Source organism: Bacillus cereus group sp. BceL220, from assembly GCF_051776965.1.
GTDB lineage: Bacteria > Bacillota > Bacilli > Bacillales > Bacillaceae_G > Bacillus_A > Bacillus_A cereus.
This window is the reverse complement of the sequence record NZ_JBPWBC010000004.1, coordinates 1-23,259: the sequence shown is the minus strand read 5'-3', so window position 1 is coordinate 23,259 and position 23,259 is coordinate 1. Positions and strand designations below refer to the sequence as shown.

Below are 23,259 nucleotides of genomic sequence, written 5' to 3'. Positions count from 1 at the left end.
AGAGAAAAAGGAGAGAAAAGATGACGTGTCAAAAACAAGGGTTACAATTTAATACCGATAGAAAGAGGGACAGCAGATGAAAATGAAGCATGCTTTTGGTCCGATAATTTTAGCGTGTGTGCTTTTTTTCATTATCATTCTAATCCCATCGAAAAGTTTAGTATCGCTTATTAGTGATAAGAAGGTAGAAGATGCGGCAACTTCTTTACAAAAAGAGAAATTACAAAGTGTTTTCTTACAGCAAAAAATGTTAGAGAATTCACAGTATTTACCGATGTACGGTTCATCAGAGTTTTTACGAATGGATGCATATCATCCGTCTAATTATTTCAAAGTAAATCCAGCTGGTTTTACACCGTTTTTAATTGGAACTGGCGGTACACAAAGTTTAGCTCATATTTTAAATATGACATCTACTATGGATGAATTAGAAGGTAAAAAAGTAGTCTTTGTTCTTTCACCACAATGGTTTACAAAGACTGGTGTTTCACAAGGGGATTTCACTAATAATTTCTCCAAACAACAAGCATATTATTTTATTTTTAATGATGAGATAAATCCAGAAATGAAGAAGCAAATCGCGAAACGGCTATTAGATTATAAAGTTGTTCAAGAAGATGATATATTAAAAAATTCATTAGAAGGTATTGTATATAATGATACGAAACATAACATTAAAGCAGGTTTAGCTAAACCACTTGCTTATATGCATCGAAATATTTTAGATCATAGAGATTTATTTAACTCTTTATTTAAAATCGAACCGATGAAAGAGAAAACAAATATCGGACTTCGTTCAATTTCTTGGGAAGATGCACGTAAACACGCGGAACAAGAAGGGAAAGCTGAGTCTACTACAAATACATTCGGAATTGAAAATCCTTATTATCATAAGAATAATCTGAAGAAAAAACTAAAAGGTTTAAAAAACTTTAGAGCAAATGAAACATATGATGAATCACCAGAATATGATGATTTGCAAATTATTTTAGATTTATTTAAAGAGAAAAATGTCAAACCACTCTTTATTTCTGTACCTGTAAATGGGCCTTGGTATGATTATACTGGCTTCCCGAAAGAACGCCGTGAAGTGTATTATAAAAAAATTCGAGAACAGGTTGAGAAAGCAGGATATCCAGTAGTTGATTTCTCTGGTCATGAATATGATAAGTATTTCTTAAAAGATACGATTCATTTAGGCTGGAAAGGTTGGATTTATTTTGATGAAGCAGTGCAGAAATTTTATTCTGAGAAATAAAGTATAGAAATCGGAATGGCTATGAGCCGTTCCGATTTTTTTAGTATAGAGGATTTTGGTGAGGGCAATTTGGGAATGCATGTATATCTTGAACCTGTCTATAATCATAATGTTTCATTGCGAACTGAGCTTGATAAAGGTATTCATACACATATAATTGTCCATCATGCGCTGAACATAATACACCTGAAGTTCCTTGCCCATTTATGAAGGAAATACCGATAGGGCGTCCAATCAGGTATGGTATTTTTTGCTGCCAATGCATAGGGGAATCACTCCTTTTTGAGATAATATACGAAAAGAATGATTGAATGGTTGCTTATCCATATAAATGTAGATGGAAAGGTGTTTATATAATTCCTGAAGATTAATTCATATATAAATAAAAAACCGCTATAATTTCGAATGAATTTATAGCGGTTTTTATTATATTCTTAAGCAAGATTTTTATGCTTTTTTGTCCATTTTTTTATAACGAAGTATAAAAGAATGAGTACGACGCCACCAATTGCGAATGATTTCACATACGGACCAGCAATATCGTTTATATTCTCCCAATTTTCACCTAGTTTTTCACCTAGATAAATGAAAATGATTGACCAAGGGATAATAGCAAGTGCTGTTAATGTAGTGAAACGTAGTAAAGGCATTTTTGTAATACCAGCAGGAATTGAAATCGCATGACGCACTACTGGAATGAAGCGTGCTGTAAAAATGACGCCAGTTCCGTAACGATTAAACCAATCTTCTGCAGCATCTATTTGTTTTTTATGTATGAAAATATATTTTCCATAACGTTCTAATATAGGTCGTCCGCCGTATCGTCCAAGCCAATAAATAAAGATTTGGGCAATAACACCGCCAATTGTACCGAATACAACAGCACCTATAAATGAGATACTTCCATTGAATACTAAGTATCCTGCATAAGCAAGGACAATTTCACTTGGGATAATCTCAATCATAAGTCCAAGCATAATGCCCCAATAACCTAATCCTTCAAAAAACGTTAATACTGAATGAATAAAACTACTTAACATTGTTGCACCTTCTAGTTTATGAATTTTTGAGTATAAGAACCTTTTATTTAATGACATAAAAGGTTCACTATATGTAGATTATACCTTATTTACATAGGGGATTGCTATTTCTATTCTTTTATGTCTCTCATAAGTATTATAGTAAAGGATATAAGCCACGTTTTCATGAAGGGTTAATGAAAAGGTTATTAAAAATTTCTCATAAAAAAATAGAAGCATTTCTGCTCCTATATTTTAAGGTTTCACATCTAAGTTCTGTAAAAATAAAGTTGCTGTTACGTAACGCTTTGCTAACATTTGTACATAAGCGGTATGTACAGAAAGGGTCGCAATGATAATAGCGTTACGAATTGCTTCGCGTTGTTCGTTATTAATTTGATCGAACTTGCTTGCGATTTTATCAGCTTTTTCTTTTACGATGTTTTCAATTGTATGAACGGTATCTGTTGCATTTAATTGTAAGCAATTCCCTTGATTGAGTTCTTCAAATAGAGAAGAGTATGCTACATATAAATGAACAGGATTGATTAAATCATCACTTCGATCGGCTGGGTCATTAACGATAAGGCGTAATAGCTTACGAATTGATTCAAAATCAAGTGCTGTTTTTAAATCTTCGACAATGAACAGTAAGGCTGCTTGTTCAATCGAATATTTTTTCCCTTTTTGAGGAGAGCCAATCATTTCTTTTATATCTCGTTTCACCCAGTTTTGCATAGCAGTTACAGAGAAACTTGTGTTTTCAATCTGATTGCCAAGCGCAACTATTTCATTTAAAGAAAAACCGACATCAGTATCGTCAATTTTAATCAGCTTTTCAAAAATAGGTGAAAGTGCGGTAGTAATAAAAGCTGTAACGCTTTGTCCGCTTTCAATATCTTTTTTATGTGACTTTGCCCAAGCTTCTTGTAAAATACCGAGAGGCTTTTTCGTATTCCATCCTCTTAGTGATAGAAGAAGGGTAGCCATTTCGTTTCGTGTGAGATGAAATGTTTCCATCTTTTCACCTCCAAAATAATAAAAAGTTCTTATGAACTTATAATATGTTTTGTTTCATTTAAAGTCAATTCTGTTTTGCTTAATTTTTCCTTTGTCACCAAACTGTCGGAAGTAAATAATACTTGCATATTTCGACAAAAGTTCATATAATGAGTTCATAAGAACCTTTAAAATGTTCTTAAAAACAAATCTATCATTCTGAATTTACTAGAAAGATAGATTTCACATATATCTATATAAAAGGAGAATGGATATAATATGTTGAAAAAACTTGTAGCAGTAATGACAGCATTTATGGTTATCTTTGGGGCTAGCAGCTTTATGTTCGTAGATCATGCAGCAGCGAAAAGTTACAAATCTGGTAAAAAATCATTTACACCAAGTTCAGGTCAAAAGTCAAAAGTTGATTTAAACAAAAAAGACTCAAATGTAAATTCTCAAAAAACGACTCCAGATTCAAAAACGAAAGCAACAAACACAGCACCAAAAAGTAATAAAGGAAGCTTTATGAAAGGTTTATTACTAGGTGGTCTTGGTGGTTTACTAATGGGTAGCTTATTTGCAAATATGGGAGCTCTTGGTTCTGTATTAGCGTTTATGGTAAATATGTTAGTAATGGCTGGTATCGTAATGTTAGCAGTTCGTGCATTTAAATACTTCAAAGACCAACGTAAGAAGAAGGCAGATGAAGTAGCATGGAAACAATAAAAATTTCTGAACAAGAATTAATAAATGCGCTTTGCGTATATATAGCTGAAAAAAGACAAGTGGGTCCAGAAGAAGTGTTAGTTGAACTCATGTATGACGATGACTACGGTTTCTCTGCGGAAGTAGAGGTAAATGGTCGCCAGCAAATTTTAATTCAAGCAAACTTAATCGAAGCATTACGCTTATTGCTTGACAGAGAATATAATGTCAATTCATTCGCAGCGAGATTACAACTTGAATTAGATGATGAAGAAGGTATTTACGCATTAGCGAAATTTAATAACTTGGATGAGTAGAGAAAAGAGCTGTTGAGAATAATCTCAGCAGCTCTTTTTAGTATGTGCATATGTAGAAGAATAATCACGCCAAATTTCATTCATCTTTCGTCTACCGATATCTACCATCGGATTAAACTGAATTGCAGCTTTTTGACGAACAGAGTGAACGTTTTGAATGGCGTGATATAATTGTTGGTCGACTATATCATGTTTTTCACCTGCGTATTTAGCAATTGATAGACCTGCAACTGTTCCTTGCGCCATCGCAATTTTTCCGCTTTCAATGCCTGTAATATTGCCAGCTACAAATAAACCAGGAAGAGGGGTTTCCATTGTTTCGGAATGGAGAGGAACATGTCCGCCTAATTCTGAAATGTAATGGAAGGGACAACCAGCTACAGCTGCAAGTTCGGCAAGTGGATATAATCCCCCGGCAATACAAACAAAATCTGCTTCATATATTTTCTCTGATCCATTAATAACATTTCCTTTAGAGTCAATATTAGCAATACGTACACCTTCAACTTGATCTGTTCCGATAATTTCAAGAGCTGCTTTCCGAAGGTGAAGTGGCGTTCTGTTTATTTTCATTCCGCTGTTTGGATAGAATGTTAATCCAGCTTTTCGAATCCAATCATATTTCATAAAGTGGCTACCTATTCGTAAAATAGCAGAAGGAGCGAGATGTGCTGCATTTAAAAGAGAGTTTAAAACTTCTTCAGGTTCACCAGCTTTTTGACTTAACTCGCTTTTTTCAGGGAGTACAATATGATCTACTTTAATTCCCGCTAATTGCAATTCACTTAAAATGGCGAAAGACAAAATGTTAGCACCAATAATGATTCCTTTTTTTCCAACTTGCACGCGATGAACATTTGTCATAACTTGAGCTGCTCCAATTGACATCACTCCTGGAAGTGTCCAGCCTGGAAGGGGAATAGAATATTCCGCAGCACCAGTAGCAAGTAGTACGAACGGTGCTTCTAACGTACCGATATTAGTATGTACAAACCAATTGTTTTCATCTTTATCTAAATTATAGACCGAAACACCGCACCTAATATGTACTGAAAGTGATTCTGCTTCTTCATGAAGTCGCTTCGATTCTTCTATTCCGTTCCACCATTCTCCAGTAGGCTCTTGATGCAACTGTCCTAACAATCTCCCGCCCGGCTTCATAAATTCATCAATAACGAGCACTTTTAGTCCGAAACGAGCACAAGAGATAGAAGCAGATAATCCCGCTGGTCCTGCACCAATGATAATTACATCACTCATCGTTTTTTCACCATCTCTCTCACGATATTTGGATGCTGTTTCCCGCTTTCAACAACCATGTTTTCTTCTACAACAGTTAAGCATGCGCGTACATTTGTTTGATTATTTACTGTCACGCGGCATTCAGAACAGTGCCCGATATTACAATAAATACCTCGCGGTGTCCCGCTATCTTCATGAACTCTTAATGTCCGTATTTCATTTGCTAACAGGGCAGCAGCTATCGTTTCATGTTCATATGCTTCGTATTGATGACCGTTAAATTGAAAAGTAATACGCTCACTACTTTGTAAAGTACCTAAAATAGGGTGATGTGTAATTCTACTCATTTACTTTCACCTACCGATCCAAAAGTAACTGCACGTATTGGTGGTTGATATTTTAACGGTAGTTCATTAAGAGTTACGTCAGGATTCGCATTTTCAATCATTCGATCTATCATTATTCTGCATGTGCGACCACCGCAAAATCCCATGCCAGCACGTGTTCTTAGTTTTAATTCTCTTGCCGAGCAGTTATATTCAGCAATTGTCGATTGAAGTTGTCCGTATGTAACCTCTTCACAACGACAAACGATTAAGTTGTTTTTATTGGTCATGTGTATTCCTCCTCTAGTTCGGTTTGCACAAATTATATATGCAAAAATCATGCCAATATAGAGGAGGGAGAGAGAGAGAGAGCTACCTGTAAACGCCTAATCGGTGCATACTGCTTCTTTATTGAAGTCCAAGTTTTTTTAAACGGTTATATAAAGTAGCCCTTGTTACGCCAAGTTGTTTTGCACATTCTAATTTATTCCCATTTAAAATTCGTAAAGCCCTTTCAATAACTTTTTTCTCATGCTCATCCATCTCTTCTTGTAAAGAAAGGATTGTATTATTGTTGCTGAGTAATAGGGAATGAGCTGTATGGTTGTCTAAAGTTTCAGTCGTATGAAATGGTAAATATTCTTGTTTTATAATTCCGTCTGTTGCGAATACCACAAGTCGTTCAACAACGTTTCGAAGTTCGCGAATATTACCTGGCCAATTGTAATGAAGCAGTTCATGCATAATGCTTGAAGGTAGGTCACGAATTGGTCGGTTATAGTTGATCGAAAAATCGTTTAAGAATGAGTATGTGAGTTCGATAATATCCTCTCGTCTTTCACGCAGCGGTGGAATATGCAGGCTAACTACATTTAAACGATAATATAAATCTTCTCGGAAAGTTCCTTTTCTCATTTCTTCTTGTAAATCCCGATTTGTAGCAGCGATAATGCGGAAATCAATATTAATTTCTTTTTCTCCGCCAACTCGGTAATACTTTCGTTCTTGTAGTACACGTAACAGTTTTACTTGCATATCGAGCGGCATTTCGCCAATCTCATCGAGGAATAAAGTACCGCCTTGTGCGAGTTCAATTTTACCTTTTTTCCCTTTACTATTAGCTCCAGAAAACGCCCCACGCTCGTAACCGAATAATTCACTTTCAAATAACGCTTCTGGAATTGCCCCGCAGTTAATCGAAATAAAAGGCGCCTTCGCTGCTTCACTTGCTTCATGAATTGCTTTCGCAAATACTTCTTTTCCAACTCCGCTTTCCCCAAGTATTAAAACAGTTGATTTCACCGAACAAACTTTTCTAGCTAATTGTATCGTTCTTTGTATAACAGGACTTTTTCCATTCATCGCAAGGAAAGGATCAGATTCATCTTTATACTTTGCCACTTCTTGTTCTAAACGGTGCATTTCATGTGACATATTAAATAGTTTTTCATTTAAAGCGACTTGATTTGTAACATCTGTTTCTGAAACGACTGCTCCTATAATTTCATCATTACAATAAACTGGATTTGAATTAATTAATACGAATAAATCGGGACGAGGCTGATGGAACTGAGCGACTATGCTTTTTCCATCATGTAAAGATTGTAAAATTTCCAAGTCTTTATAATCAAAAAAACGAGTAATCGGTTGCCCAATAATTTCATTATGGTTGACTGAAAATATTTTTTCAGCACCATCTGTCCAAGTTCGAACGCATTCTTTACTATCAATGACTGTAACAGAAGAGTCAGTTGTTAGTATTACGGTGTCATAAAATGCCTGTAGTTCATTGTAGGACTTATAAAGAAATGGAATCATTTGCTGAGAAGTTATACAGCATTTCGGCTCATCGTTTTCGTTAAGGATGATAACAGCTAATTCATAAGAAAAAGCGTCAATTAGTGCAGTGAATGAGTCATCTACATAAATAATGGCGCAATTATATTCTTCTGTAGTAGAAGGGAGATAATAAAACCTTTCGTTTACTTGCTTAATGTGATTAAGGCTACATGTATGATCGATTAAAATACTTTCCAAAAACTCTTGTATAGTCGGAAATGAAAATGCCATAATATCCTCCCGTTATGTATAAAAATTTTGACAGTGATAAAAAAATAATACACCTATTTACTATAAATTTGAATTATTTTTACAAATAAAAATATTGTTTATGGAAATTGTATATGTGCAGAATTGGCACGTCAATTGCATAAAAGAAAGTGAGAGGTTTAGGGAAAGGAGGAGTATATTGTGAGGCACTGCGACGTTTTAATTATAGGTGGTGGAATAATAGGGTGTTCTATCGCTTATTACACTTCAAAATACGGAAGAGACGTAACAATCATTGAAAAAGGAGAATTTGTCAGCGGGACGTCTTCACGGTGTGATGGGAATATTTTGGCCATTGATAAAGACCCAGGGTTTGATAGTCAAATGTCTTTAGTAAGTCAAAAATTAGTAACTGATTTAAGTGAAGAATTAGAGCATTCATTTGAATATAGGGCACCAGGAAGTATTCTCGTATGTGAGTCAGACGAAGAGATGGAGGCTGCACAGCAATGGGTAAATCGGCAAAAAAAAGCTGGATTACCGTTTCGAATGCTTGATAGGCAAGATATAAGAGAAGAGTCGCCTTTTTTTGCTGATGATTTATTAGGCGGTTTAGAATGTGCGACGGATTCAACTGTGAATCCATATCTCCTTGCTTTCTCGCTTCTGTCAGAGGCACAAAAGTTTGGCGCAAAAGCCTTTAAGCAGACCGAAGTAAAGAGTATGAAAATAGAGACGAATGGTTCATTTGTTGTAGAAACTACGAATGGTACTTTTACAGCAAAACAAGTTGTAAATGCAGCCGGTGTGTGGGCTCCTAAGATTGGTCAGATGTTAAATGTAAATATACCAATTGAACCGAGAAAAGGGCATATTATAGTAGCATCAAGGCAACAACATGTAGGATGCCGTAAAGTAATGGAATTCGGTTATTTAATTTCTAAATTTGGCGGAAAAAGAAAAGTAGATGCTTTAACTGAAAAATACGGGGTTGCGCTCGTATTTGAGCCTACTGAAAGTCAAAATTTCTTAATTGGAAGTAGTCGTGAATTTGTAGGGTTTCATACGAGAATAAACAATGAAGTCATTAAATGTATCGCAAATAGAGCGATTCGCTTTTATCCGAAAATGGCAGATATGATGGTAATTCGTTCTTACGCTGGTTTACGTCCGTGGACAGAAGATCATTTACCGATTATTTCACGAGTGGAACATATTCCGAATTATTTCATTGCCGCTGGACATGAAGGGGATGGGATTAGTCTTGCAGCAGTTACTGGGAAAGTAATTGAAGAGTTATTAAATGAAAAAGAGACAATTATTCCTATTGAACCACTTCGTTTGAGTCGTTTTACAGAAAGGGTGTTAAACGGATGAGGTCACAAAGAGTCTTTACGACTATTGATACACATACGGGCGGGAATCCAACGAGGACATTAATTAGCGGACTTCCAAAGTTGATTGGAGAGACGATGGCAGAGAAGATGTTACATATGAAAAAGGAATATGATTGGATTCGAAAATTGTTAATGAATGAACCGCGTGGTCATGATGTAATGTCAGGGGCATTATTAACAGACCCATGTCATCCTGAGGCTGATATAGGTGTTATATACATAGAGACAGGTGGATACTTACCGATGTGCGGTCACGATACAATCGGTGTATGTACAGCGTTAGTTGAATCAGGTTTAATTCCAGTAGTTGAACCGATTACTTCTTTAAAACTAGATACCCCGGCTGGCTTAGTGGAAGTAGATATTGCTGTTCAAGATGGAAAAGCAAAAGAGGTATCTTTCTGTAACATACCAGCTTTTTTATTGAAAAATATTACTGTACACGTCAAAGACATTGGAACTGTAGAGGCTGATATTGCGTATGGAGGGAATTTTTATGCCATTATTGATGCGAAGTCAGTAGGCCTAGAATTAGTACCAGAAAATGCATCTACAATCATCGATAAGGCGATTCATATAAGAAACACAATTAATGAGAAGTTTGAAATCATTCATCCAAAGTATTCGTTTATTAGAGGATTAACACATGTTGAATTTTATACAGATGCTACTCATGAATGTGCGCATGTGAAAAATACAGTTGTTGTACCACCAGGCGGAATAGATCGATCCCCATGCGGTACAGGAACATCTGCGAAGCTAGCTGTATTATACGCTCAGAAAGAAATCAAAATTGGTGAAGAGTTCATTCATGAGAGTATCGTTGGTTCTTTATTTAAAGGATATGTCGTGAATACGACACATGTTGAAAATATTGAAGCTGTCATAACGAAAATTACGGGATCAGCTTGGCTTATGGGTATGCATAAATTTTTTTACAATGAAATGGATCCACTCAAAGAAGGATTTTTGCTAATTCCGCCGATGGAACATGAAACGGAGGATATAAAATGAACATTCAAAAAATGTATACAGCAGTAGACGTACATGTAAATGGCGAGGCATTTCGTGTAATGAAAGACGTACCATGCAAATACTACTACAGTTTGGAGCAATTAAATGAACAATTTTCAGGTGAATTAGCAGAAGAGATGAAGCTTTTATTAAATGAACCACGTGGTTTTATCGGTTTGAATGGGTGTATTGTCGTTCCATCTATCCATAATGAAGTGGATGCAGCTGTATTATTTTTTAATCATGAAGGTTCGATTCCGCTTCATTATGGGGGCATTGTTGCGGTAATAACGATGTTACTCGAAAGTGGGTATTTAAAAAAGAGAGAGTCCAATCAATACAAAATTGAAACGTTATCTGGAATATTTTTAGTTCATGCGTATGTAGAGAATGATGAAGTTATATCTGTTTCGTTTGAAAGCAAACTTTGCTATTTGATTGAGGAAAATTTACAGGTTGGTAATGTAAGTTATTCTCTCATACAAGCAGATAAAGTATATGCAGTTGTAGAAAAAGGTGCGTATTCGCCAGAAATTCGTGTTGAAAACATTTCAGAATTGAAAAGATGGGGAGAAGCTACACTGCAGGCTATACAAAAACAGTCGCTAATAAAAAGGCTTATTTTAGTAGATCCTTCGCAAAAAGAAAAGAACCATATAAAGTCGATTACATTTCATGAAGATAACTTTATCGTACGTTCGCCAGGTTTTGTTTCTACTATCGTTTCCTATGTTCATGCATTATTTAAAAATGATTATATGGCGGATAAACCTTTTAAAAATGAAAGTATATTTAATAGTTTTATAACTGTGGAAAAAGTGAAGAAGGAGGAACTAGGATACATTTTCCGTTTTGAAAGTAGAGGATTTATTACAGGGATGCAGACGTTTCTATTAGACCCTACGGATCCGTTTCCGGCAGGATTCTTATTAAAATAAAATGTGATAGGGAGAGATAAATATGCAAAAAATTAAAGGGGCATTTCCAGTATTAATAACACCGATGGATGAATTTCAGGAAATTAATTGGGATGGGGTAAAACAAAATGTAAATTACTTTATCGAACAAAAGGTTGCAGGTATTATCATTAATGGAAGTACAGGAGAGTTTGTAAGTTTATCAAAAGAAGAACGATTTAAAATGGTAGAAACTGTGTTGAAAGAAATTGATGGCCGTATTCCAGTCATTGTTGGAACTGCAGCAGAGACCACAAAAGAAACAATTGAATATACGAAACATGCAGAAGCGCATGGAGCGGATTGTGCATTAATTATAAACTCTTACTATTGTAAACCGAAGGAAGAGGAGATTTATTTTCATTTTAAAGAAATCTCAAACTCTGTAAATATACCAATTATGCTATACAATAACCCATTTACTTCTGGTGTCGATATGAGTACAGAGCTAATGCTCCGTATTGGAAAAGAGTGTGAAAATGTTACACATATTAAAGAATCTAGCGGAGATATTCGAAAAGCGAGAGATTTAGTAAGACAAAGTGAAGGGGCTTTCCAAGTCTTCTGTGGTTCTGAAGATTTAGTTATGGAATCATATTTAGTTGGTGCTTCGGGATGGGTTTCAGTAGCAGGAAATATCGTTCCCGGTCTCGTTACAAAAATGTATGAGCATTTTCAAAATGGTGAATTAGAAAAGGCGTGGGAAATAAACGATGCTATTTTACCACTTTGCGAGTTTCTTGAAGGATCAGGGAAATATGTTCAAATCGTTAAACGTTCCATGGAATTACATGGGCAAGCGGGAGGACCTTCTCGCTATCCAAGACTAGGATTAACTGTTGACGAAGATCAAAAGCTTCAAACGATTTTATCAAATATTGCAGCTCATGCAGCTGTTTAAATAAGGAGGAGAACATAATGTTAAAGACAAATATTGAGCTGAAACCAAAAGTGGAAGCGTTTTTAAATGAAGAAATTAAAATGTTTATTAATGGCGAATTTGTTTCTGCTATTGGCGGAAAGACGTTTGAAACATACAATCCAGCAACAGAAGATGTTCTAGCAGTCGTATGTGAAGCGCAAGAAGAGGATATTGATGCTGCAGTAAAAGCAGCAAGATCTGCATTTAAATCTGGTCCGTGGGCAGAAATGACTACTGCTGAAAGAGCGCATCTTATTTATAAATTAGCAGATTTAATTGAAGAACATAGAGAAGAATTAGCGCAACTAGAAGCTTTAGATAATGGAAAGCCATATCAAGTAGCACTTGATGATGATATTTCAGCGACTGTAGAAAATTATCGTTATTACGCAGGATGGGCTACAAAAATTATTGGGCAAACAATCCCAATTTCAAAAGATTACTTAAATTACACGAGACATGAACCTGTAGGTGTTGTAGGTCAGATTATTCCGTGGAACTTTCCGCTCGTTATGTCTTCTTGGAAAATGGGAGCTGCACTGGCGACAGGTTGTACGATCGTATTAAAACCAGCAGAGCAAACACCTTTATCCTTACTATATACAGCAAAACTCTTTAAAGAGGCTGGATTTCCAAACGGTGTTGTAAACTTTGTACCAGGCTTTGGTCCTGAAGCAGGAGCAGCAATTGTAAATCATCATGACATTGATAAAGTTGCTTTTACAGGATCTACTGTTACAGGAAAGTATATTATGCGTCAGTCTGCAGAAATGATTAAGCATGTAACGTTAGAGCTTGGCGGCAAATCACCAAATATCATTTTCGAAGATGCGGACTTGGAAGAAGCAATTAATGGTGCATTCCAAGGTATTATGTATAATCACGGTCAAAATTGTAGCGCAGGATCACGTGTATTTGTTCATCGTAAACATTATGAAACTGTAGTAGATGCACTTGTGAAAATGGCGAACAACGTAAAACTTGGAGCAGGTATGGAGAAAGGAACGGAAATGGGTCCACTCGTATCCAAGAAACAACAAGAGCGTGTGTTAAATTACATTGACCAAGGGAAGAAAGAAGGTGCTACAGTTGCGGCTGGTGGCGAACGTGCGCTTGAAAAAGGTTATTTCGTTAAGCCAACTGTATTCACAGACGTTACAGACGATATGACAATCGTTAAGGAAGAAATATTTGGACCAGTTGTTGTTGTACTTCCATTTGATTCGACAGAAGAAGTAATTGAACGAGCGAACAACTCATCCTATGGCCTTGCTGCGGGTGTATGGACGCAAAATATCAAAACGGGTCATCAAGTGGCAAATAAATTAAAAGCAGGAACGGTGTGGATTAATGATTATAACTTAGAAAATGCAGCTGCACCATTTGGTGGATACAAACAATCTGGTATTGGCCGCGAATTAGGTTCATATGCGCTTGATAATTATACAGAAGTGAAAAGTGTTTGGGTAAATATAAAGTAATAGGGTGTTTTACTGACAAAAATTGAGGGATGAAATAATGAAAGATGCGGACAACTAGAAAGTTTGATAATAGTTGTCCGTTTTCTTATATACAAAATTGCTTTTCCAAAGAATGATAAGGGGGATTTGGATGGAGAATTTAGTAGAATGGTTAGTAGGGCAAGTGTGGAGTATCGGTTTAGTTGTTTTTGCATTAGGGGCAGGCGTATATTTCACGATTGCAACACGTTTTTTGCAAATTCGTTATTTTAAAGAGATGATTAAACTATTATTTGAAGGAAAGAGTTCCGAGACGGGAATATCATCTTTTCAGGCATTTTGTTTAGCCTTATCAGGAAGAGTTGGAATTGGTAATATCGCAGGGGTAGCGACAGCGATCGCTTTCGGCGGGCCTGGAGCTGTATTTTGGATGTGGGTAATGGCTTTGTTAGGGGCAGCGAGTGCGTTTGTTGAATCAACATTATCTCAAGTATACAAAAGTAAAGTAGGGAATGAATATCGCGGCGGTACTCCATATTTCATTGAGAAAGGTTTAAAAATGAAATGGTTTGCAGTCATTGTAGCGGTAGTTGTAACACTTTCATATGGCATGTTATTACCAGGTATTCAATCTAGTAGTATCGCAGTTGGATTCGAAAACTCTAATGGTATTAACAAATATATAACTGGTATATTTTTAGTCGTGTTACTAGCAGCAATTATTTTTGGTGGTGTAAAGAGAATTGCTGGCGTTTCTCAAATGCTTGTTCCATTTATGGCAATTGGTTATGTAATTGTTACATGTATCATATTAATTGCGAATGTAACGGAGATTCCAAGTATGTTTGCTTTAATTTTCTCTAGCGCATTTGGTGTAAATGAAATGTTTGGTGGAATTGTTGGTGCAGCTATTGCATGGGGTGTAAAACGCGCTGTATTTTCAAACGTTGCTGGTGTCGGAGAAGCGACGTATAGTTCGGCTGCTGCTGAAGTATCGCATCCTGCAAAACAAGGATTAGTTCAAGCGTTTTCCGTATATATCGATACAATTGTCGTATGTACAGCGACAGCTCTTATGATATTAATTACAGGTATGTATAATGTTATACCTGAAGGGAAAAGCGCTATTGTAAAAAACATAGGAAATGTGGAAGCAGGTCCAATTTATACGCAACAAGCAGTTGAAACTGTGATGACAGGGTTTGGTCCAATATTTATTTCAATTGCAATTTTCTTTTTTGCATTTACAACGTTACTCGCTTATTACTATATCGCTGAAACGACACTTACTTATTTAGATCGTCAATTGAAGTATGGCTGGTTAAAACCAGTTTTAAAATTTGGATTTTTAATTATGGTTTACATCGGTAGTGTTGAATCAGCGTCGCTTTTATGGAATCTCGGAGATTTAGGAATCGGTAGTATGGCATGGTTAAACTTAATCGCGATTCTATTATTAAGTAAAATCGCATTAAAAGTGTTAAAAGACTATGAAACGCAGAAAAAAGAAGGGAAAGATCCAGTATTTAATCCTAAAAATGTGGGGATTGAAGGATTAACATTTTGGGAAGAAAGAAGTAAAGAGGTTGAAAGAAAAAGTTCTAGAGAAAAAGTTATTGTAGATGATAATTTAAAATTATAACGTAAATTAACTGAAAATTCTTAATTTAAAAGAAGGTATATTGCCTCCATTTCATCGCATACTACAATAGGTATGGATAATATGACTGGAGGGAATAAGATGGAACATGAGCAACATAGTTCGATAAATGATATTCTACATCATTATAAAGAAGGTATAGGTAGTTTTACAAATCAAATTCCTGAAATCGCTGAGACATATAATGCGTTCACGCAAGCTTGTTTTCAAGAGGGTGCTTTAACAAAAAGAGAAAAACAACTTATTGCATTAGGAATTAGTTTAGCAACGCAAGATGAGTATTGTACAATTTATCATACAAAAGGTTGTCTTGATCAAGGATGTTCGGATAAAGAGATTCTGGAAGCATGTGGTGTTTCAGCAGCATTTGCTGGCGGAGCTGCGATGAGTCAAGCGGTAACTTTAGTGCAAGAGTGTTTAACAGAACTGAAAAATCAAAAGCATTGAATAAAAAACGTTTTAAACTTTATGTTTAAAACGTTTTTTATGTGAAATTAAATTTGAGTATAAAAATTATCTAGGATGGGTTCAATTTTTATCGTTTTCAATTTGTATTCAATTTAATATTCTATATCTTCATAAATAGATTTCCCTACATCAGGAAGAATTGTGTATATACTCTTACCGATTAAAGCTTCTAATTCTTTCTTAATCGCATAAAACCCTTTCCAATGTAAAGATGTATGAGATGTTGTACCATGACGCAAACCAACGGAAATTAATCTTCTTTCCAGCGTAGTAAAGCCATCTGCGTCAGCAAGAGCGTCACAAAGAGTAATTACTTTATTATATAAGTCGTAGTTACTATGTTCATTCAATATTGCAACTAACCGGCTTTTCATATGGTCAGGAACGAGACTCCATTCCGCTGCGATATCTATATGTTCATTTTTACAGGGAAATGAGTGTGTCACACAAATAATGGCGTTTCCTGTATATCCTAAATCATTCATATACATATAACCATCATAGGAATGAATGACCGATTTGGTAAAACCTTTGTATCTTCCGATATCATGCAAAAGGGCAGCGTTATATGCTATGTCAGCATCTAGCTTGTACCCTTTTTTTATAAGTTCTATAATTATGTTTTCAGTTGCATGAGCAACATGTAGTGAATGTTCAAACCAAGGGCCCGGGTTTTGTTCATATGCCCATTCGAGTAATTCTTTTGCGTACGTTCTATCTAATATATATTTCATATCGTTATCCTTTCAAAAAAAATCATATCTTAATATAAATTCATCTTATTATTTCATTATTCCTTCTTTAAAAATTGTTACAATGAAACAAAAGGGGGAAAAGTAATGCGAAATTTAGTAATTGAAGAAATTAAGAAACTAGAAAATGATATGGAAGAACTTTCGAAACTTTTGAAAATGGTTGTAAATGATGGGGCATCAATTGGTTTTTTGCCTCCACTGGAACAAAAAGACGCAACAAAGTATTGGCAAACAGTATTAGCGCCAGAAGTGATATTGTATGTGGCTAAAATAAACAACGAAGTAGCAGGGAGTATTCAATTACAATTAGTTACAAAGCCTAACGGAATTCATAGAGCCGAGATTTGTAAATTAATGACTCATCCAAACTTTAGACGTAACGGTATTGGACGATCGCTTATGCAAAAAGCAGAGGAACGAGCAAAGCAAGAAAACAGGTCTCTTTTAGTATTAGATACTAGAGAAGGAGATCCTTCCAATAAATTGTACAAATCACTGGACTACCAAGAAGTTGGAACAATACCAGGGTATGCAATTTCTCCGAATGGAAAGTTAGATGCTACGGTTCTTTATTATAAATGCATATAAATTGTGATTAAAAGGTTATCATACTGAATAATAAGAAACTATTTTAACACCGTCTATATTTTTCTGGCGGTGTTAAAATAGTTAATTATAATCTAATTAACGCACTAAATGAATTTGAGAAAGTTTTTAGAGGGTTCTTTTAGTAATGATTCTCGTCTTATAATAAATGTAGAGAAGATGACTAGGCAACTATAGTTATTTTCGCTTTATTATTGGAAGGGGATGAAAGAATGAAAAAGAATAGTTTACAAAAGATGAAGAAAGTTATTTTAAGTGGTGGCGTATTACTTACGGGATTATTAACATTTGGATTTTCAGAAAAGGCTTCAGCTCATGGATATGTAGAATCACCAGCGAGCCGATCTTATTTATGTAAGCAAGGGGTAAATGTAAATTGTGGACCGATTCAATATGAACCACAAAGTGTAGAAGGGATAGGTGGATTTCCGCAACTCGGACCTTCTGATGGACAAATTGCAGGGGCTGGTCATTTTCCCGCTTTAGATGTTCAAACTGTAGATAGGTGGAAGAAAGTTACGTTAAATGGCGGAACGAATACATTCAAGTGGAAACTAACGGCTCCTCATAGTACAAAAGAGTGGAAATATTATATTACGAAAAAAGGTTGGAATCCAAATAAACCTTTAACGCGATCAGATTTAGATTTAGTGCCATTCTATGTGAAAAATGACGGTGGAGCTAGACCAGGGACAACAGTAACGCACGAAGCAAATGTACCAACTGACCGTAGTGGATACCATCTTATTTTAGCTGTTTGGGAAATTGCAGACACTGGAAATGCGTTTTATCAAGTTATAGATGTAAACCTTGTGAATAATGGCTTAGCTTCAAATTTCGCTTTTAACAACGTAGTGCAAACTCCTACACTATTTTAATTGAAACATATATTTCGATCATCTAATTCATTTTAGATGATTTTTTTTATGAAAATGATGAAAAATATAGAAGAAAGTACAATTATTTATAAAAAAATATGCTTTAAATATTGTCATATTTGCTTCTTTAAGATATCCTTTTCATGAAGAGGTGGAAAACATGGAAAAAGTACTAGTTTTCGGGCATAAAAACCCAGATACAGATGCAATTTGTTCTGCAATTGCTTATGCAGAATTGAAAAAAGAATTAGGAATGAATGCTGAGCCTGTACGTTTAGGCGAAATCAGCGGTGAAACTCAATTTGCGTTAGACTATTTTAAAGTAGAAGGACCGCGTTTTGTTGAGACAGTAGCAAGCGAAGTGGACAACGTTATTTTAGTTGACCATAACGAGCGTCAACAAAGTGCTAACGATATCGAATCAGTTCGTGTGTTAGAAGTTATTGACCATCACCGTATTGCTAACTTTGAAACAAGCGATCCTATATACTATCGTTGTGAGCCAGTTGGATGTACAGCTACAATCTTAAACAAAATGTACAAAGAAAATGGCGTTACAATTCGTAAAGAAGTTGCAGGTTTAATGTTATCTGCAATTATTTCAGATTCTTTACTATTCAAATCTCCAACTTGCACAGAACAAGACGTAGCAGCTGCTCGTGAATTAGCGGAAATCGCTGGTGTAGATGCTGATAGCTACGGCTTAGAAATGTTAAAAGCTGGTGCTGACTTAAGCGGAAAAACAATGGAGCAATTAATCTCTCTTGACGCTAAAGAATTCCAAATGGGTAATGCGAAAGTTGAAATCGCACAAGTAAACGCTGTTGATACAAACGACGTTCTTGTACACCAAGCGGAACTTGAAAAAGTAATCTCTGCAGTAGTAGAAGAGAAAGGTTTAGACCTATTCTTATTCGTTGTAACTGATATCTTAACTAACGATTCTGTCGGTCTTGCGATCGGTAAAGCAGCAAACGTTGTTGAGAAAGCATACAACGTATCACTAGAAAACAACACAGCTACTTTAAAAGGTGTTGTATCTCGTAAAAAACAAATCGTACCAGTATTAACAGAAGCATTCCAAGCTTAATTTTATTGAGTACACATAAACAGCAAGGACAAGTAGTCAGATTGGCTACTTGTCCTTTTTTATCTCTAAAAAACAGAAAATTAAAAATGGGAGGATTGTGTATGTTGAATGATTTGGAGAGTAAATTACAGTCACTTTTAGAGCGAAATATTACGTCGGTTTCAGAATTAGAGAGCTGGCTTTCGGAGGAGCTGCGTTTAAACGCAGAAATAGAAGAAGAGTTAACGATCAATTTAATCGCTATGTATAGAGATACAAAAGATAGTAATATACGTGATATACATATGTATAACCAAAATGAAATTCAGCCACTTTTAAAAAGATACAATGCAAAATTTGACCAGAAATTTAGAGATTGTCCGTTTTCTGATTTATTAGATGAGCAGAAATATGGATTTATGAAAAAAGCAAGATTTGTGAAGAGTGAAATGTTTAATGAAAAGAACATAGCGCTTTCCGTTAAAGAGCAAGAACTTATTACGAAATATAGAGAAATAATGTCTAACATATCTATTAATTGGGAAGGCGAGCAAAAGACGTATGCATACGTAAAAGCAAGGATAGATAACCCAAATAGAGCTATTCGTGAAAAAGCTTGGTACGCTTTATGCGAAGCAAGAAGTATAGTAAAAATAGAAATAGATTGTATTATGAAGGAACTCGTACAATTGCGGAATCAGATGGCTTTAAATGCAGGGTTTAATAATTATAGTGAGTATGCCTTTAAACAAAAAAATAGAGATTACAGTATTGAAGATTGTTATAAGTTTCATGAGTCGATAGAAAAGTGTGTTGTACCAATTTGGAAACAGTTAGGAAGTCTTTTTAAAAAGAATCTTGATGTAAAAACGTATCGTCCTTGGGATCTTGCTCCTTGTAATTTGCAAAAATCCTCATTTGAAAATTACATTGATTTATTGGATGGGGTTGAAGAAATGTTTCGGAAGACAGATTCATGTTTTCATGAGGAATTTACTCATATAAGGGAAGCGGGATTAATTGACGTACAAGAACGGAAAAATAAAGCATCAGGAGCTGCTTGCTTTACCTTACCTCATAGTAAAGACGTTTTTATTTATTCTAATTTTAGTCCTTCATTTTATGCAATTCATGCATTAATACATGAATTGGGGCATGCATTACATTTTTATAAACAATTTAACAATGAAAGTAGTATGCAGGAAAGATACCTTCGTGAAGAGGTGGCGGAACTTTATTCCCTTAGCCTGGAGTTATTATTAATGGATAAGCTTACTATTTTTTATACGCAAGAGGATGATTATAAAGAAGTACAGCGAGTTCAATTATATCGTACTTTATCGTTATTAATATCGTCAGTTTCAGGAGATGTATTCCAGCACTGGCTTTATACAAATCCAAATCATTCACCAGAAGAGCGAAATGAGAAATATATTGAACTATGTAAAAGGTATCAATATTCATCAGTTGATATTGCAGGAGTAGAGAATGAAATTGGTTCTAGTTGGTTCGAGTCATTTCACTTTGTTCAGTTTCCTTTTTATAAAATTGAATATGCAATTGCGCAAATAGGAGCGATTCAATTGTTTCAAATTTATCGAGAGAATCCGGAACAAGCGATTACTTTCTTTAAAGAGGGAGCGAGTTCAGATTGGAATTTATCTATACAGGAAATATATAAAAATACAGGTGTTGCGTTTGACTTTTCGGAAGAAAGGATACAAAGTACTGCAAGGGCTATTTTAGATTTGATTAACGAATTAAAATAAGGATAGCGTTAGCTATCCTTATAATTGTTTATTCGTAAGATTTTTTCTTGTTTATATAAAATGTGATTATCGCAGTAATGAAGAAAATAGGTATCGCATACACTTGCCCAACAAATAACTTCCAGCCGACATAATTGTAGCCTTCAGATGCTGGGATGATAACGGAAATAACGCAAACGATAAAATAGACTAATAGTGCAGGGATAATATTTTTCATTTTTACGAACCTCCTTTTTAACTTTATTTACGAATCATAATATTGCAATTTATTTTTATTATTTTGAAGAAAAAAAGAAAAATTTTTATGGTATTATAATATTTACATTGAGAGTGATCCATAGTACTTATATGGTAAAATGTGTAATTAAAACTTTCAGAATTATTATATAGTATTTCGAGAGAAAAATGTACAAAATAATGGATTTTATTTATTGAAGTTAAGGGAGTAGAAATATATATGAAAAGGCTATGTATAATTCCATGTGGAAAAAAGAAAATTTGGGATAAGCATTCAAACTACGGACCGATGGAAGCAAAAGATGTATATATTAGTCCGTTCGGAAAAGCATGTCAGGCGTACGCATCCATGTTTTTCGAAAACTGGGTTATATTATCAGCGAAACATGGATTTTTAAGGCCAAATGATATTGTATTAAAAAACTATGATCTTGCATTTGATTCAAAAAGCGATGAGGTAATAAGTATAGAGAAATTACAAAAACAGATGGTAGATAAAAGTTTACTACAGTTTGACGAAATCGTCTTACTAGCAGGGAAGAAGCATAAAAAAGTAGTGACAAAGTTATATCCAGAAGAAATGATTACATATCCGCTAGAGGGGTGTAAAGGAATTGGGTATATGTTGCAGAGGTTAAAAGAGGCAGTGAAGGAGGAGGCGGAAATATAGGTATAGTTTCAGTCACCATGATCTTAAACTTTATTTAGGGAACTAAAAGTAAAATAGAGTTTTTAAGCATCGCCAAAAAGGTGATGCTTTTTTGTTCGTGTTACCATTCAAGTTAATACAATTTAGAGAATAAAGAATCCGATTTGTGAAGTGACATCTCTTTTTTTAATCGAAAACGAATTGCCTTCACTTTTAGAAAATGTATGACGTATTGGTGCAGTTAAGATTGTAAGTGGGAATAGCAATGAGACAAGTTTTGAATAGGATATTAAGAAAGGAGATGTTGATGAATAATGGCCAGATATAGTTTGCACGGAGGACACAATAGTATTGTTCAAGGTGCTAATTTTGGGAATCGGAGAGAACACGTTCTGGATAGGCAAGTTAAAGATGCTGTGGCGGCTAAGTTAAGAGCCTTGGGACACACGGTTTATGACGATACGGACGAGGTAGGGACAACTCAATCACAAAATTTAATTAATATTATTCGTAAAAGCAATTCCCATGCTGTGGATTTAGTTATTTCTTTTCATCTTAATGCGAGCAATGGAAATGGACAGGGTGTTGAGGTTCTGTATTATGATCAGAAAGACTTGGCGGCTAAAATCTCAGCTCAACTAGCAAAAGATATTGGATGGCGTAATCGAGGTGCGAAACAGCGTACAGATTTAGCGGTATTAAATGGGACGAAAGCACCTGCTATTCTTATAGAATTGGGGTTTATTGACAATGAATCCGACATGGCAAAATGGAATGTTGATAAAATCGCTAATTCTATTGTATTTGCTCTTACAGGACAAACTGGAGGAGGTGCAGTGGATTTGCTCAAAGTAAAAACTGGCGGTGTAGCATTTAGTAATTTACAAGCTTTGGCTCAAGCGATGGTTGATGTGGGTATTGATGGACAAATTGTCGTTCAGAAAGATGGCATTGGTTATGCTATAACGAATGGTTACCCGGCTGGAAATATCGATAAATTTACAGCTTGGTTAGATTCACGTAAGTGGTACTATGAGTATGTGAGATAAGACTAATTTTTATGTAATCTTCTAACTCTACTTATGATATGGAGAAAATAGACTAATATACAAGCCTTTGTATACTTTCAAACATAGAATATGATGAATTCTATTTAGGAGGAAGTATATTCATGGGGAATACTTGTCATTGTGCGCATTCCCGAAATTGCAATAAATTTTGGGATGATTTAATGTTTGGGAGATGTAGATGTAAATGCAGAGATTTTCACGAATGTTGTTGCAAAGAGAAACCGAAATGTGAGTGTGAAAAATGTCATTGTAAAACAAAACCGAAATGTCATTGTAGGGATGAAGAGGAAGGGGATTAATAATAAAAAAGAGTACGATACTGAACTGCACCCCAATTGTTAGACACAGTCTAACAATTGGAGGTGCAGTTTTTCTATGGCTAAATTTACAGCTGATGAAAAAATACAAATCGTTCTACGTTATTTGAACGG

26 protein-coding genes are annotated in these 23,259 nt (G+C 35.2%); 17 read left to right on the top strand and 9 right to left on the bottom strand.

Annotated elements, in window-relative coordinates:
- Window positions 1–76 precede the first annotated feature (76 nt).
- Window positions 77–1,258, top strand: coding sequence for a D-alanyl-lipoteichoic acid biosynthesis protein DltD (gene dltD / locus ACS2FK_RS12215; RefSeq protein ID WP_023522205.1), 1,182 nt, complete (start codon window positions 77–79; stop codon window positions 1,256–1,258).
- Window positions 1,259–1,298: 40 nt separating this feature from the next.
- Here the strand turns inward: dltD and ACS2FK_RS12210 are convergent, their stop codons facing one another.
- The 3 genes from ACS2FK_RS12210 to ACS2FK_RS12200 form a co-directional block, all read right to left on the bottom strand.
- A complete protein-coding gene (locus ACS2FK_RS12210) occupies window positions 1,299–1,523 on the bottom strand; it encodes a hypothetical protein (protein ID WP_000558692.1) in 225 nt (74 codons plus the stop codon).
- 169 nt (window positions 1,524–1,692) lie between these two features.
- Window positions 1,693–2,298 (bottom strand): DedA family protein, encoded by a 606-nt coding sequence (locus ACS2FK_RS12205; RefSeq protein WP_063547559.1) that lies wholly within the window; start codon window positions 2,296–2,298, stop codon window positions 1,693–1,695.
- Window positions 2,299–2,532: 234 nt separating this feature from the next.
- Entirely contained in the window at window positions 2,533–3,297 is a 765-nt protein-coding gene (locus ACS2FK_RS12200; protein ID WP_000447231.1) for a DUF1836 domain-containing protein, read from the bottom strand.
- Window positions 3,298–3,555: 258 nt separating this feature from the next.
- On the opposite strand from ACS2FK_RS12200, the gene ACS2FK_RS12195 reads away from it, so the two are divergent.
- The gene (locus ACS2FK_RS12195; RefSeq protein WP_000914478.1) at window positions 3,556–4,005 is read left to right on the top strand and encodes a hypothetical protein; all 450 of its coding nucleotides are present in this window, start codon (window positions 3,556–3,558) and stop codon (window positions 4,003–4,005) included.
- Window positions 3,993–4,301: a YxcD family protein gene (locus tag ACS2FK_RS12190; RefSeq protein ID WP_023522202.1), complete on the top strand. Its 309-nt coding sequence runs from the start codon at window positions 3,993–3,995 to the stop codon at window positions 4,299–4,301. The genes ACS2FK_RS12195 and ACS2FK_RS12190 overlap by 13 nt, the downstream gene beginning before the upstream one ends.
- Before the next feature lie 24 nt (window positions 4,302–4,325).
- Here ACS2FK_RS12190 and ACS2FK_RS12185 read toward each other — a convergent pair whose 3' ends face one another.
- The 4 genes from ACS2FK_RS12185 to ACS2FK_RS12170 form a co-directional block, all read right to left on the bottom strand.
- Window positions 4,326–5,561 (bottom strand): NAD(P)/FAD-dependent oxidoreductase, encoded by a 1,236-nt coding sequence (locus ACS2FK_RS12185; protein WP_063547557.1) that lies wholly within the window; start codon window positions 5,559–5,561, stop codon window positions 4,326–4,328.
- Complete coding sequence (locus ACS2FK_RS12180; protein ID WP_000087063.1) at window positions 5,558–5,890, bottom strand: (2Fe-2S)-binding protein; 333 nt, start codon at window positions 5,888–5,890, stop codon at window positions 5,558–5,560. The genes ACS2FK_RS12185 and ACS2FK_RS12180 overlap by 4 nt, the downstream gene beginning before the upstream one ends.
- Entirely contained in the window at window positions 5,887–6,159 is a 273-nt protein-coding gene (locus ACS2FK_RS12175) for a (2Fe-2S)-binding protein (protein ID WP_000182619.1), read from the bottom strand. Before ACS2FK_RS12175 ends, ACS2FK_RS12180 begins: the two co-directional genes overlap by 4 nt.
- Before the next feature lie 118 nt (window positions 6,160–6,277).
- Window positions 6,278–7,939 carry a sigma-54 interaction domain-containing protein gene (locus ACS2FK_RS12170; RefSeq protein ID WP_063547555.1) on the bottom strand — a complete coding sequence of 554 codons (1,662 nt, stop codon included), beginning with the start codon at window positions 7,937–7,939 and terminating at the stop codon, window positions 6,278–6,280.
- Window positions 7,940–8,119: 180 nt separating this feature from the next.
- On the opposite strand from ACS2FK_RS12170, the gene ACS2FK_RS12165 reads away from it, so the two are divergent.
- The 7 genes from ACS2FK_RS12165 (at window position 8,120) to ACS2FK_RS12135 (ending at window position 15,774) form a co-directional block, all read left to right on the top strand.
- Window positions 8,120–9,295, top strand: a complete 1,176-nt coding sequence (locus ACS2FK_RS12165) for an NAD(P)/FAD-dependent oxidoreductase (RefSeq protein ID WP_063547553.1) — start codon at window positions 8,120–8,122, stop codon at window positions 9,293–9,295.
- A complete protein-coding gene (locus tag ACS2FK_RS12160; RefSeq protein WP_063547551.1) occupies window positions 9,292–10,329 on the top strand; it encodes a proline racemase family protein in 1,038 nt (345 codons plus the stop codon). Before ACS2FK_RS12165 ends, ACS2FK_RS12160 begins: the two co-directional genes overlap by 4 nt.
- Window positions 10,326–11,267, top strand: coding sequence for a proline racemase family protein (locus ACS2FK_RS12155; protein WP_001025560.1), 942 nt, complete (start codon window positions 10,326–10,328; stop codon window positions 11,265–11,267). The genes ACS2FK_RS12160 and ACS2FK_RS12155 overlap by 4 nt, the downstream gene beginning before the upstream one ends.
- Window positions 11,268–11,289: 22 nt before the next feature.
- Window positions 11,290–12,186, top strand: a complete 897-nt coding sequence (gene dapA / locus ACS2FK_RS12150; RefSeq protein WP_001169449.1) for a 4-hydroxy-tetrahydrodipicolinate synthase — start codon at window positions 11,290–11,292, stop codon at window positions 12,184–12,186.
- A 17-nt stretch (window positions 12,187–12,203) separates the two neighbouring features.
- Window positions 12,204–13,688: an aldehyde dehydrogenase family protein gene (locus ACS2FK_RS12145; RefSeq protein WP_063547549.1), complete on the top strand. Its 1,485-nt coding sequence runs from the start codon at window positions 12,204–12,206 to the stop codon at window positions 13,686–13,688.
- 130 nt (window positions 13,689–13,818) lie between these two features.
- On the top strand, window positions 13,819–15,309 hold the full coding sequence (locus ACS2FK_RS12140) for an alanine/glycine:cation symporter family protein (RefSeq protein ID WP_006920613.1): 1,491 nt from the start codon (window positions 13,819–13,821) through the stop codon (window positions 15,307–15,309).
- A 72-nt stretch (window positions 15,310–15,381) separates the two neighbouring features.
- Window positions 15,382–15,774, top strand: a complete 393-nt coding sequence (locus tag ACS2FK_RS12135; protein WP_001999958.1) for a carboxymuconolactone decarboxylase family protein — start codon at window positions 15,382–15,384, stop codon at window positions 15,772–15,774.
- Between the two features lie 113 nt (window positions 15,775–15,887).
- On the opposite strand, the gene ACS2FK_RS12130 is transcribed toward ACS2FK_RS12135, so the two are convergent.
- Window positions 15,888–16,529, bottom strand: coding sequence for an HD domain-containing protein (locus ACS2FK_RS12130; RefSeq protein ID WP_063547547.1), 642 nt, complete (start codon window positions 16,527–16,529; stop codon window positions 15,888–15,890).
- 105 nt (window positions 16,530–16,634) lie between these two features.
- Between ACS2FK_RS12130 and ACS2FK_RS12125 the strand changes: the two genes are divergently transcribed.
- The 4 genes from ACS2FK_RS12125 (at window position 16,635) to ACS2FK_RS12110 (ending at window position 20,872) form a co-directional block, all read left to right on the top strand.
- Window positions 16,635–17,138 (top strand): GNAT family N-acetyltransferase, encoded by a 504-nt coding sequence (locus ACS2FK_RS12125; protein WP_023522191.1) that lies wholly within the window; start codon window positions 16,635–16,637, stop codon window positions 17,136–17,138.
- A 230-nt stretch (window positions 17,139–17,368) separates the two neighbouring features.
- On the top strand, window positions 17,369–18,034 hold the full coding sequence (locus tag ACS2FK_RS12120) for a lytic polysaccharide monooxygenase (RefSeq protein ID WP_016081274.1): 666 nt from the start codon (window positions 17,369–17,371) through the stop codon (window positions 18,032–18,034).
- Between the two features lie 160 nt (window positions 18,035–18,194).
- Window positions 18,195–19,124 carry a manganese-dependent inorganic pyrophosphatase gene (gene ppaC, locus ACS2FK_RS12115; RefSeq protein ID WP_000416871.1) on the top strand — a complete coding sequence of 310 codons (930 nt, stop codon included), beginning with the start codon at window positions 18,195–18,197 and terminating at the stop codon, window positions 19,122–19,124.
- A 101-nt stretch (window positions 19,125–19,225) separates the two neighbouring features.
- Complete coding sequence (locus tag ACS2FK_RS12110) at window positions 19,226–20,872, top strand: M3 family oligoendopeptidase (RefSeq protein ID WP_063547545.1); 1,647 nt, start codon at window positions 19,226–19,228, stop codon at window positions 20,870–20,872.
- 28 nt (window positions 20,873–20,900) lie between these two features.
- Here ACS2FK_RS12110 and ACS2FK_RS12105 read toward each other — a convergent pair whose 3' ends face one another.
- Window positions 20,901–21,089: a DUF4017 family protein gene (locus ACS2FK_RS12105; protein ID WP_000789485.1), complete on the bottom strand. Its 189-nt coding sequence runs from the start codon at window positions 21,087–21,089 to the stop codon at window positions 20,901–20,903.
- Window positions 21,090–21,329: 240 nt separating this feature from the next.
- On the opposite strand from ACS2FK_RS12105, the gene ACS2FK_RS12100 reads away from it, so the two are divergent.
- The 3 genes from ACS2FK_RS12100 to ACS2FK_RS12090 all read left to right on the top strand — a co-directional run bounded on the left by ACS2FK_RS12100 (window position 21,330) and on the right by ACS2FK_RS12090 (window position 23,170).
- Window positions 21,330–21,779, top strand: coding sequence for a DUF6884 domain-containing protein (locus ACS2FK_RS12100; protein WP_000824876.1), 450 nt, complete (start codon window positions 21,330–21,332; stop codon window positions 21,777–21,779).
- Between the two features lie 293 nt (window positions 21,780–22,072).
- Window positions 22,073–22,807: an N-acetylmuramoyl-L-alanine amidase gene (locus ACS2FK_RS12095; protein WP_063547543.1), complete on the top strand. Its 735-nt coding sequence runs from the start codon at window positions 22,073–22,075 to the stop codon at window positions 22,805–22,807.
- A gap of 186 nt (window positions 22,808–22,993) precedes the next feature.
- Window positions 22,994–23,170 carry a hypothetical protein gene (locus tag ACS2FK_RS12090; protein ID WP_176544583.1) on the top strand — a complete coding sequence of 59 codons (177 nt, stop codon included), beginning with the start codon at window positions 22,994–22,996 and terminating at the stop codon, window positions 23,168–23,170.
- Window positions 23,171–23,259: the final 89 nt, after the last annotated feature.